This window comes from Selenomonas sp. oral taxon 126 (genome assembly GCF_001683335.1).
In the GTDB taxonomy this organism is placed as follows: domain Bacteria; phylum Bacillota; class Negativicutes; order Selenomonadales; family Selenomonadaceae; genus Centipeda.
Genome location: NZ_CP016201.1, coordinates 2,148,913 through 2,159,260 on the forward strand (window position 1 = coordinate 2,148,913; position 10,348 = coordinate 2,159,260).

Annotated in this window: 13 protein-coding genes and 3 pseudogenes; 10 read left to right on the forward strand and 6 right to left on the reverse strand. The window is 56.3% G+C overall.

The window, feature by feature from the left end:
- The 10 genes and pseudogenes from AXF19_RS09765 to AXF19_RS09805 form a co-directional block, all read left to right on the forward strand.
- Nucleotides 1-1,266, forward strand: a 1,266-nt coding sequence (locus AXF19_RS09765) for a site-specific DNA-methyltransferase (RefSeq protein WP_066850207.1), incomplete at its 5' end; no start/stop codon positions are given.
- Nucleotides 1,263-1,802 (forward strand): N-acetylmuramoyl-L-alanine amidase family protein, encoded by a 540-nt coding sequence (locus AXF19_RS09770; RefSeq protein WP_066848225.1) that lies wholly within the window; start codon nt 1,263-1,265, stop codon nt 1,800-1,802. The genes AXF19_RS09765 and AXF19_RS09770, both read left to right, overlap by 4 nt.
- A gap of 2 nt (nt 1,803-1,804) precedes the next feature.
- The gene (locus AXF19_RS09775; RefSeq protein WP_066848227.1) at nt 1,805-2,071 is read left to right on the forward strand and encodes a prevent-host-death protein; all 267 of its coding nucleotides are present in this window, start codon (nt 1,805-1,807) and stop codon (nt 2,069-2,071) included.
- The gene (locus AXF19_RS09780) at nt 2,068-3,702 is read left to right on the forward strand and encodes a DNA cytosine methyltransferase (RefSeq protein ID WP_066848229.1); all 1,635 of its coding nucleotides are present in this window, start codon (nt 2,068-2,070) and stop codon (nt 3,700-3,702) included. Before AXF19_RS09775 ends, AXF19_RS09780 begins: the two co-directional genes overlap by 4 nt.
- Before the next feature lie 57 nt (nt 3,703-3,759).
- A complete protein-coding gene (locus AXF19_RS09785; protein ID WP_066848231.1) occupies nt 3,760-4,569 on the forward strand; it encodes a virulence protein in 810 nt (269 codons plus the stop codon).
- Nucleotides 4,553-4,789, forward strand: a complete 237-nt coding sequence (locus tag AXF19_RS09790) for a DUF4314 domain-containing protein (RefSeq protein WP_066848235.1) — start codon at nt 4,553-4,555, stop codon at nt 4,787-4,789. Before AXF19_RS09785 ends, AXF19_RS09790 begins: the two co-directional genes overlap by 17 nt.
- Nucleotides 4,786-4,881, forward strand: a pseudogene (locus tag AXF19_RS09795) (DUF5049 domain-containing protein); the annotation flags it as partial. The gene AXF19_RS09790 and the pseudogene AXF19_RS09795, both read left to right, overlap by 4 nt.
- A gap of 38 nt (nt 4,882-4,919) precedes the next feature.
- Nucleotides 4,920-5,069 (forward strand): secretion protein HlyD, encoded by a 150-nt coding sequence (locus AXF19_RS15450; RefSeq protein ID WP_237141746.1) that lies wholly within the window; start codon nt 4,920-4,922, stop codon nt 5,067-5,069.
- Between the two features lie 33 nt (nt 5,070-5,102).
- Nucleotides 5,103-5,417 (forward strand): type II toxin-antitoxin system RelB/DinJ family antitoxin, encoded by a 315-nt coding sequence (locus tag AXF19_RS09800; protein WP_066848238.1) that lies wholly within the window; start codon nt 5,103-5,105, stop codon nt 5,415-5,417.
- A 58-nt stretch (nt 5,418-5,475) separates the two neighbouring features.
- Nucleotides 5,476-5,718 carry a type II toxin-antitoxin system RelE/ParE family toxin gene (locus AXF19_RS09805; RefSeq protein WP_237141573.1) on the forward strand — a complete coding sequence of 81 codons (243 nt, stop codon included), beginning with the start codon at nt 5,476-5,478 and terminating at the stop codon, nt 5,716-5,718.
- 391 nt (nt 5,719-6,109) lie between these two features.
- On the opposite strand, the gene AXF19_RS09810 is transcribed toward AXF19_RS09805, so the two are convergent.
- The 6 genes and pseudogenes from AXF19_RS09810 to AXF19_RS15460 all read right to left on the reverse strand — a co-directional run.
- On the reverse strand, nt 6,110-6,976 hold the full coding sequence (locus AXF19_RS09810; RefSeq protein WP_066848244.1) for a DUF3298 domain-containing protein: 867 nt from the start codon (nt 6,974-6,976) through the stop codon (nt 6,110-6,112).
- A gap of 87 nt (nt 6,977-7,063) precedes the next feature.
- Nucleotides 7,064-7,609, reverse strand: a complete 546-nt coding sequence (locus AXF19_RS09815; protein WP_066848246.1) for a hypothetical protein — start codon at nt 7,607-7,609, stop codon at nt 7,064-7,066.
- Between the two features lie 48 nt (nt 7,610-7,657).
- Nucleotides 7,658-7,735 (reverse strand): annotated as a pseudogene (locus AXF19_RS15875) (secretion protein HlyD); the annotation flags it as partial.
- 87 nt (nt 7,736-7,822) lie between these two features.
- Nucleotides 7,823-7,957, reverse strand: a complete 135-nt coding sequence (locus AXF19_RS15740; RefSeq protein WP_257759435.1) for a hypothetical protein — start codon at nt 7,955-7,957, stop codon at nt 7,823-7,825.
- Nucleotides 7,958-8,076: 119 nt separating this feature from the next.
- Nucleotides 8,077-9,126, reverse strand: a complete 1,050-nt coding sequence (locus tag AXF19_RS09820; protein ID WP_066848248.1) for a hypothetical protein — start codon at nt 9,124-9,126, stop codon at nt 8,077-8,079.
- 390 nt (nt 9,127-9,516) lie between these two features.
- Nucleotides 9,517-10,348: pseudogene (locus tag AXF19_RS15460) on the reverse strand (hypothetical protein); the annotation flags it as partial.

Below are 10,348 nucleotides of genomic sequence, written 5' to 3' on the forward strand. Positions count from 1 at the left end.
AACAAAACAACATCGGAGATGAAGCGCGTTCCGATCAGTAAACTCGTGCCATATGCCAACAACGCACGGACGCATTCGCCCGAGCAGATCAACAAGCTGCGCGGCAGTCTGCGGGAGTTCGGATTCGTGAGTCCCGTCATCATTGACAAGGACTACGGCATCCTCGCAGGACACAGGCGCGTTATGGCTGCGCGGGCAGAGAACATCGAGCAAGTTCCATGCGTATTCGTCGATCATCTGACGGAAGCGCAAAAGAAAGCCTATATTCTCGCAGACAACCGTTTCACACTTGACGCAGGTTGGGACGAAGATATGCTGCGCGTTGAGATGGAAGCCCTGCAGGGGATGGACTTCGATATCTCGCTCACGGGCTTTGACGAGTCCGAAATCGCAGACCTGCTCTCACTGGATGATGGTGAAGCGCAGGAAGATGACTTTGATGTGGAAGCAGAGCTTCAGAGACCTTGCGTCTCTCGCTCTGGTGATGTCTGGTATCTCGGAAAGCATCGTGTTATCTGCGGCGACTCCACGCTGCCGGAAACATACGAGCGGCTGCTCGGCGAGGAAAAGGTAAATCTCGTCTGCACGGATCCCCCATACATGATCCAACTCGAAAGTACATCGGGGAAAATCAAGAATGACGATCTGAATGACAAGGACGCTTACGAGTTCCTGAAATCCGCTTTTACCGCCTTTCACTCGGCAATGGCGACGGACGCATCCATCTATGTTTTCTACGCAACAGCAAAAGCCCGCATCTTTCATGACGCTTATGAGGATGCGGGCTTTAAAGTTGGTGCGAGACTGGTGTGGAAGAAAGACCGTCTCGTCCTCACACGCACGGATTGGAAGTACATCCACGAGCCGATTATCTGGGGATGGCGTAAGGATGGCAGACATAGGTGGTATGGCGACCAGAAGCAGACCACTGTCTTTGCATTCGACCGTATCAAGGACTCGAAGAAGGACGGCTGCGGACATCCGTCCTCGAAGCCCGTGCCGCTCATTGCGTATCTCATCAAGCAGTGTACGCAGACAAACGTTGTCGTTCTTGACGGATTCCTCGGCTCGGCATCAACGCTCATCGCTTGCGACCAGTTGGGGCGTATCTGCTACGGTGTGGAGGTTGAGCCGAAGTTCGTGGATGTTGCCGTCGAGCGATACATCCAGAGCAAGGACGGCAATGCCGAAGATGTGTTTTTAGAACGTGACGGTGAGCGCATTCCGTATGCGGACGTGCCGACATCGAAGGAGGCAGCACAATGAAAGTTTTTTTAAACGCAGGTCATGCCCCGGACGGGAATCCCGACCCCGGCGCGTGCGGCTATGGACTCCGTGAGTGTGATGTGGCAAAGAACGTCACAGACCTTGTGGCGGGGTATCTCACTGCCGCAGGTGTGGAGGTTGTTGGATGTTTGCAGTCGGACAGTCTGCATGAAGTCGTCTCGGCCTCCAATCGTGCGGATGTCGATGTGTTTATCTCCATCCACTGTAATGCTTGTAATGGAGTGGCGCAGGGGACGGAAACGTGGCATTACTACGGAAGCAGCGCAGGGGAGAAGCTGGCACAGTGTATCCAGAATCAGATTGTGGATGCGCTCGGAACTGTGGATCGCGGCGTGAAGGGTGCAAAGCCCGGTGTCAACGGGCTGTACGTTCTAAGCAACACCGATGCGGTCGCCGTACTTGTGGAGCTTGCGTTTATCGACCATGCGGGCGATGTGCAGTTGCTTCGCAGTCGGCAGGATGAATTTGCCCGCGCCATTGCACGCGGGGTAACGGACTATGAAGGAGCGTGTTGAAGATGAAACTGGAACACATTCAAAATGAGCTGAAAAATCATGTGGGGGACTTCGTGCGGACGGAAGCGAAGGAAGCGACCGTCCTCTGGCTGCATGAGAAGGGGCTTCCCGTAGCGCGTGAGGTGTCTGCGGCGTACACGGCGGCACTGAAGGAGAGCGCGGAGAAGGAGACGGGATGGTGCAGATTCCGCGACCGCATCTTCCTGCCGCTTGTCATTGACGGGGCGATCTGGATGACGGGAAAGATGCTCGAACGTATGACGGCATGAGGGAGCGCGTGAATACGCATACGCCGCTCACGCTCGGCAGTCTCTTTGACGGGAGCGGAGGATTCACACTCGGTGCTGTTTTTGCGGGCATAGAACCGAAGTGGGCATCGGAGGTTGAGCCGTTCCCGATTCGCGTCACCACGAAGCGGCTTCCCTCCGTCAAGCATCTTGGAGACATCCATTGGATTCACGGCGATGAGATCGAGCCTGTGGACATCATCACCTTCGGTTCTCCTTGTACGAATCTCAGCATCGCGGGACGGAGGGAAGGGCTGCATGGGCAGGAGTCCATACTGTTCTTCGAGGCTATTCGTATCGTTCGGGAAATGAGGAGGGGGACGGATGGGAAATATCCGAGATTCATCGTGTGGGAAAACGTCGCGGGAGCATTCTCGAGTTCCGGGGGACGGGACTTCCAATCTGTCCTTACGGAGATTGTCCGCATCAAAGAACCTGCGGCTCCCGAGGTGCCTTTGCCTCAAAAAGGTGGATGGGCATACGCAGACATTCTCATGGGAGACGGATGGAGCGTTGCGTATCGGCTCATGGACGCACAGGGCTGGGGAGTTCCACAGCGTCGGCGCAGAATCTACCTTGTCGCAGATTTTGGAGGATCAAGTGCCGGACAAATACTATTTGACACCGAAAGCGTGCGCGGGGATCTTGCGCCGTGCTTCGCTGCGTGGCAAGGCTCTGCCCGAGAGCTTGCGGATGGCACTCATGCGTCAGGCGGGCGGGTAAGTGCAGGTTTCTGTACCGAACATTCCGCACAGAGCCGCAGCATCGGCTATGCGGAGGAGAAGTCTCCGACGCTTCGGGCGGGAAAAGTACCCGCCGTATTCGAGTCACATGGAGCAGACGCACGGTATAGCGGTCCCCTTCCTGTTGCGCCGACGGTCTCTCGTCATTACGGTACGGGCGGCAACAATCAGCCGCTTGTATTGAAGGACGTACAGGCATACGGAATCTCGTCATTCCAATCCAATGCGATGAAATCAGACAATCCGACCTCGGGCATCTACGAAGCGGAGACGGCACGGACGATTGACCGGAGCGGAGGGAATCCTGCGTGCTGTCAGGGCGGCGTTGCGGTCGTCTCCATCCAAGGCTCGATGATCGGACGGCAGGAGAAGAACGGTCCGCAGGGAAGCGGTATCGCGGAGGCTGTGAGTTTCACGCTCAACACTGCTGACCGTCATGCCGTTTATGCCATGACCACGGGCTGTCACTCTCATTTTGCAAAGGAGAAATGCCCGACGCTCATGGCGCGGGACTTCAAAGACCCGATGGTCGTGAATCAGCCCGTCTATTCCGTGCGGAGATTGACACCGACCGAGTGCGGACGCTTGCAGGGCTTTCCCGACGGATGGTGTACGGAACTTGAAACCGACAATCCCACCGAGGAAGAGATGGCGTTTTGGCGCGAGGTCTTTGAGACGCACCGAAAAATCACGGGCGGGAAGAAACCAAAGACCAATGCCCAGATTCGGAGATGGCTGAAGAATCCGCATTCGGGTGCGGCAGAGTATAAGATGTGGGGCAACGGTGTCGCACTTCCCTGTGTGTTCTATGTGCTGACGGGAATCGCACATTTCGGGCATTCGGTGTATACAACAGAATCCGCTTGTTAATTCTTCCCACGTGAGTGATGAATGTAATGACCAAAGTACATGAAGGGGGTAATCACCATGAAGGTCAATTACAACATCCAAAAGGAAGAGCGCAAGGCGATGGTCGCGGTAGTCAGCAAGGTGCTCGACACGAAGCCTGCCTACTGCGGCGCACCGACATTTTCCTACAAGATCGGCGCATTCGAGATTACGAAGGACGGCAGCCTTTGCTTCGACGATGGGGCTGACGAGGCGACTGTAGCGCGTGTGCGCACGGCACTGCGCGAAGCGGGCTTTATGTCCGAGGGCAGGGAGGACGAGACTTCCTGCGGGGACACGGCGGCAAAGTGGGCGACCACAGCGGAAACGGCGACGAGCGAGACTCCTTGCGAGGACACAGCGGCGAACGATTCCACCTTGACGGAAACGGCAGATGCAGAAGCTGACTCCTCCGAAGATACCCTTTCCATCAGCCTCCCGCGCAGCCTCTTCACGGAGACCGCACTGAACAATCTGGACGCGCTCCTTCGGAGCAAGGGACGGCTCATTCGTCACGCCTTTGACATCCGAGAAGCGACCTACACGCTAGAGGGTGACCGCATCACCTTTGCATGGCTGCACGGCACGATCACCGACGAGACGGCAAAGGCGTATGCCGCATTCATCAGCAAACTCTGCGAGATGGCACGGACGCAGAAGCGCGTCACGGCAAAGGAGAAGATCGTGGACAACGAAAAGTATGCATTCCGCTGCTTCCTTCTGCGTCTTGGCATGATCGGAAATGCCTACAAAATGAGTCGCAAGATTCTCTTGCAGAACCTCACGGGCAGCAGTGCCTTTAAGAGCGGACATCGGAAGGGGGCTGAGGATCATGCGGTTTCCGAGTAAGGAACAGATCACCGTGCTTCGAGAGCGGTACCCACGCGGGACGAAGGTGGAACTCCTCGGCATGGACGATCTGCAAGCCCCACCGACAGGAACGATGGGCGAGGTCATGGGTGTTGATGACGCGGGGCAGCTTCTCGTCCGATGGGAGACAGGATCGTCACTCAGCCTTATCCCCGGCGTAGACTCCTTCCGCATGGCAGAGAAAGGCGGCAAGGGATGAACGAGAAGATTGTTTCTCTGATCAGGGATATCCGCGACTCCGGGCTGGTAAATATGTTCGACATTCCCTCCGTGCAGCGCATGGCATTTAAGGAATCGCTGATAAAATGAAGTCTGTCAGATTGGTGTAGATTTTTTGTCCTGTCAAGGAGACAAACCGGACGCATAGCATAGACTATGTGGAGGATTTGTCGACGAAGAGAGGGCGAAAAAGATGCGCCAAGATGACAGGGCTGAATTTATTAGTGATTCCTTTACGTTGTACTGCAAAAACGATATAATAAGCGCATCAAATGAAAAAAGGAGGTGATCCTATGGCAACCGTATCCGCACAGATTCGCATTGATGCCGATGTCAAGGCGCAGTCGATGGCACTCTTCCAGAATCTCGGGCTCGATCTCTCCACCGCCGTCAACGTATTTCTGCGCCAGTGCCTCATCCATCGTGGACTGCCGTTCGCCGTGAAGGAATCGGAGGCGACACGTCCGCTGCATCGTGTCGATCTCAGTGAGGCAGAACTCGAACGCGAACTGGAAAAGGGACTGGAAGACCTTGCGGCGGGCAGAGTCCGTCCGGCGGAGGAAGTTTTTGCGGAGATTATGGAGGGACATCATGCAGTATCGGGTTGATGTTTCATCTCAGGCGGCGGCAGACTTGAGGAACATCTTTCGATATATTTCGGATGTTTTGCGAGCACTGGAGAACGCATATGCACCGCTTGCGCGGCTCGGGAAACAGATCGGCAGTCTCGCAGAACTGCCGATGCGATTTCGCGCATATCCGAAAAACTTTGCAGGATACCCACAAGTCCGCATGATGCCCGTGGATCATTTCGAGGTGTTCTACACGGTAGACACAGGACAGGAAACCGTTACCATCCTTCGCATCATCTATGGCGGACGAGATATTGATCGTGCATTTATGGAATAGAAAAAACAAAGAACGGGGTTGTTGCATGTCCCCCTATCGGCTCGCTACGCTTGCCGCTTCCCCCGTAAACAGGGGAAGCTGATATGCTGTTATCCTGAACCTTCCCCGTTTGACGGGGAAGGGGGGCCGCGCAAGCGGTGGAAGGGGCACAAAGAAGGGGCGTTGTACGAAGTTCTTAGCTTCGTGCAACAGCCCCGTTCTTGCGTTCAGCAACGATTCCATTGGATATGCCTGTGTAAAGGAAGCACTAATAAATTCAGCCACGCCATCTTGACATATCTTTTTTGCCCGCACTTCGGCGGAAAATCCTCCACATAGCACTCGCTATGCGTCCGGTTTGCTGCCTCAATCGGACGAAAAAATCTACGCCAATCGGGCATACCTCATTTTATCAGCGATTCCTAAATAGATTCGGTGCATCCTCCCGCGTAATCGTGAGGGAGAAGTCGCTGGCGGCGTAGGATGTAAGCGTAGACACCGGATAGTAGATGATGAGACTGCCGTCCGCTGCGATGTACCAATAGAAGCCCGTGAGGCCTTGGTCTGCCGGATGCTGCATGAGGAGTGCCTCTCTGATGCCACCCGGGAAGTCCTCCCGCTGCGATATGCCGGGGTATTGCGCCTCAAACGCCGCCGCGATTGCCGTAATCAGCTGCTCCCTGTCCGTGACGATCTCGCCCAAGGCAATCCGCCGTCCGCGCGCACAGTCGAAGGTATATGCGCTGATATGGGGGATGTCATGAAATCCGCCCGCGTAGGATGAACCCTTCATAAAGAACGAGATCACCCGCTCATCGACGCGCCCCCATGCCGTGATCGGCGTGATGTCGGAGTAGGCGAAGGGGAGCGTGCCGCGTTCTGCGCGTGCCGCCTCACTTTCGCGGCGCACGGGGCTGTGCCATGCGCTCGTGCCGATTTCCGCGTTCCACGCGATGAGGGCTTTCGCAAGCGGGGATGCGTCGTCCTCCGCGAGCCGAAGGGACGGATAAACACAGCAGAACACCTTGCTGCCGCTCTCGTCATAGACCGTCAGAACGTGATCCTCGACCGTCAGCCACGGGACAGGCGATACAACCGAACGTGACCAGTCCCGCGTCTCCTCGTTCTGTGCCTGCGCGCGTGTCTGCGGCGGCTGTATCGTCTCCTCGGTCGTATCGTTCCGCACGATCTCCGCAGCTGTCAAAGGCTCTGCTGCGCAGAGCGGTGCCGCGAGGAGGAGTGCCGGCAGGAGGGCGCAGAGAAATGATTGGATCGTCATGGAAGTACCCCCTTCCTCCGCGGGCTCTCTTTATTTGGAGTTCTTTCTTTGTGCAGATGGAAAATGAGAGAATTCGATTTTGGCTGATTACTTCTCGTGCAGCCAGATCGAGCGGATGCCGGGGCTGTGCTCCGGGCAGATGTAGAATGCGATACTTGCACTGCCGCCGTCGTAGAAATAGCCGCAGACGGGCGGGGCATTATGACTGCATTTCGGCTTCGGGATGTAGCCGTATGCCGCCTCAAGATCCGCGCGTGTGCTCTCCAGATGGATGCCGCGCGGTGTCTCGAGGCTCCGCGACTCATCGGACGGCTTCACGTTGTACTCGTTTACATCGTTCACGCCAAGATGCACGCTGATGACGTGCCAGCCCCTGTCCGAGCTGCGGTACGTCACGCTGAGTGACGCGCCGTAGTCGATGACGTGCATGCTGACATCCTCGCCGTTCCACACGTCCACGCCGTCCGCGACGTGATTGCCTTTGCCGTAGAGCGCCTCGACCGCGGCACGCGTATCGCCGATACGGATGCCGCCGAGCGCCATATCCTCATCCGTGATTTCTGCCGCGCAGAGGGCGGCAGGGAGAAGAATGAGCGCGAGGATAGCGGCGCAGAGCAACGATTTGATCTTCATGGAAGACACTCCCCTCGTTTCTTACAGATCCATGCGGCAGAGCTTGTTTTAGGGAAGCACTGATAAATTCAGCACCGCCATCTTAGCGCATCTTTTTTGCCCGCACTTCGTCGGCAAATCCTCCACAGAGCACCACTCTGCGTCCGGTTTGCCTCCTAGTTCGGACGAAAAAATCTACGCCAATCTGACGGACTTCATTTTATCAGTGATTCCTTAGAAGCTGTCGATGAAGTAGATGTGGTTCGCGTCGTCGGTTGTGACGCAGGACGGTCCGATATTCTTGTCATCCGCCGTTACCAGCTCGATGTCGCCGACGTATGTGCCATCCTTCTTTTGGAAGATGCGCATACAGCCGGGGAAGGTGTGAAGCGGCACCCCCTCCCGCCGAGTTTGTAGATCAGAGCGGCTTCCTTTGGCGCAGCGGGATCGCTGATAAAATGAAGTCTGTATCGGTGTTTCCCTAGGACTTACAGGTCGATGCGGTAGATCATTGGCTGATCCCCTCCGGCATCCGTGAAGTAGATGTGGTTTGCATCATCCGCTGTCACGCCGCGGGGGTCAATCTTATGTTTTTCGAGCATCAGCTCGATGTCGCCGACATACTTGCCGTCCTTCTTGTTGAACAGGCGCAGGTAGCCGCTGTAGAAGAAGATGACATAGTCTTTCGTCGCGATGGCTTGGCGCTCGCCCGCTTTGCGCTTTTCGGCACCGCTCGGGAGATCCGCGTTGCAGTCAAAGGTGCGGATTTTCTTGCCGTCCGGTCCGTACATGTGCAGTGGGAACGTCCATTTGTCGGAGCCGCCGTTTGTGGCCAGTGTTGAGATGTAGAAACCGTCCTTGTCCGCGCACACGAGGGACGCGTTGCTTTCCTTCGTGGCATCCTTCGCTTGGGAGAGCTTTCCAAACTCGTCCTTAGGCAGGACGACCTTCGGATCCTTCATGCCTTCCTTGGAGATCGCGCCGAACATCGTGTCGGAACTCGAGACGAAGGCACCGCATACATAGGCGTTCTTGTCACCGTAGATGGTGCAGACGGTACGAACCCCCTTCACATCGAAGCTCGTTGCCGCCGTGCCGTCATAGCAGCCGATCTTTCCATTGGTGTCGAGGATGTAGTAGACGTTCGTGCCGTCCGAGGAGAGCGGCTCTTTTTTGATCTCGCCGAGATCCTCAACTCCGGTAATCGCGCCGTCTTTGAGACTCATCTTCTTGAGGTGGTATTTCTCCTCCTTCTTCTCGAAGCTGATGCCGTAGATGGCGTCCTTTGTCACGGCGAGACTGCCGTGGGAGTCCACGAGTCGGGGGGTATCTGCCCCCTTGTACGCGTACATCGGCACTTCCTTGTCACCGAGCTTCAGCTTCGTGACAGCCTCCTTCGGTGCAGCAGGACCATTGTCCGCAGGACCTCCGATGCCGCCGGCGATGCCGCCGCCGTCACCGCTGCCGCAGCCCGTGAAGACGGCGCCCGTAAAGATGGCGACGGCTGCCGCCATGATGAACGATTTCCATTTCTTCATGTAAACTCCTCCTTCATCATGATGTGAAAAGTACGATAATTTGGTTAATTCTATCTTAACATAAAAATGATGACTTGTGACCTGTCATAAATGACAGGTTTTCAAAAAAATTTGAAAAGTGTTTCCCAACCTATCATTTATGACGGTATGCTTTCCTCTACCTCTCGGTTATCATAAGAGAAATAAACTGCATGGTTTCATTTTGAGATTCTTCATCAGGATGTGCGGGCGGTGAAGGGAATCGGCTGCGCGCACGATGTGCTTGCTTTTTGGACAGGACAGCAAGCGGTGATGAACGAGAAAAGCGGCTGCTGCACGAAGGGAAGATCTTCATCACAGCAGCCGCTTCCTTGACATATCATCCGCACATGCCGCGCGGATCTTAGTGTATCAAGAGCCGAATCCGAACAGTGCGCGCAGCTTTTGTCCGAACGATTTTTGCAGCGCTGCCTCGAGCGGGATGGTGCGGTGCAGGAACGGCGAGCCGACACGCCTCACCGCAGTGGGCGGCGTACGAACTGTGTGTTCCGTTGACATCGCCTTTGGATGGGATGGCGCACGCGTGACGTAGCGCTCCTCCCTGCCATACTGATAGAAAAGCGCAGCGGCGCTCCCCGTCTGGCCGTTCACCGCGATGCGCACCTGCCGTGCCTTTTCGCCATCCTCCACGCGCCGATCCAGATAGTAGACGGGCAGGAGGAAGGTTGCGTTCTTATGCCTGCGGAAATCCCGCCCCCAGAGCAGTAGCTTCGCTTTCGTGAGCGCGAAGCTGTCCTTTAGATCGGAGGCAAGGCGCTCGGCGAGGAGGTTGTCGATCACATCCGCGCGTGAGGCGTTGTTTGCCACTGCCGCGATGCGGAAGACTCCCTCGGCAAAGGCGGGGTCGAACGGGGTCACCGCGCCGAAATCCCACGGGTCGAGGCGGTCGAGCAGGTGAATGTCGTAGAGCGTCGTGTCGGGGCACGCCCAGTTGACGATCTCCTCGTACGCCTCGAAATCGCCGCGCTCGCTGCGAACGGCCATCTTGACACTGAGATCGGCGAGCGAGAACGGGATGTAGACCGCCGTCATCTCCGTGCGGATACGCCGCTCGATGTCCTGATTTGCGAACTCCTGCGGGAACTGTTGTGCGAGCATGCGCACCGCGTTCTGGGCCTGCGTCATCGTTATGACGAATGGAATCGCCCGCGTGGGCACATTCTCCGCGCCGACACCCATGATG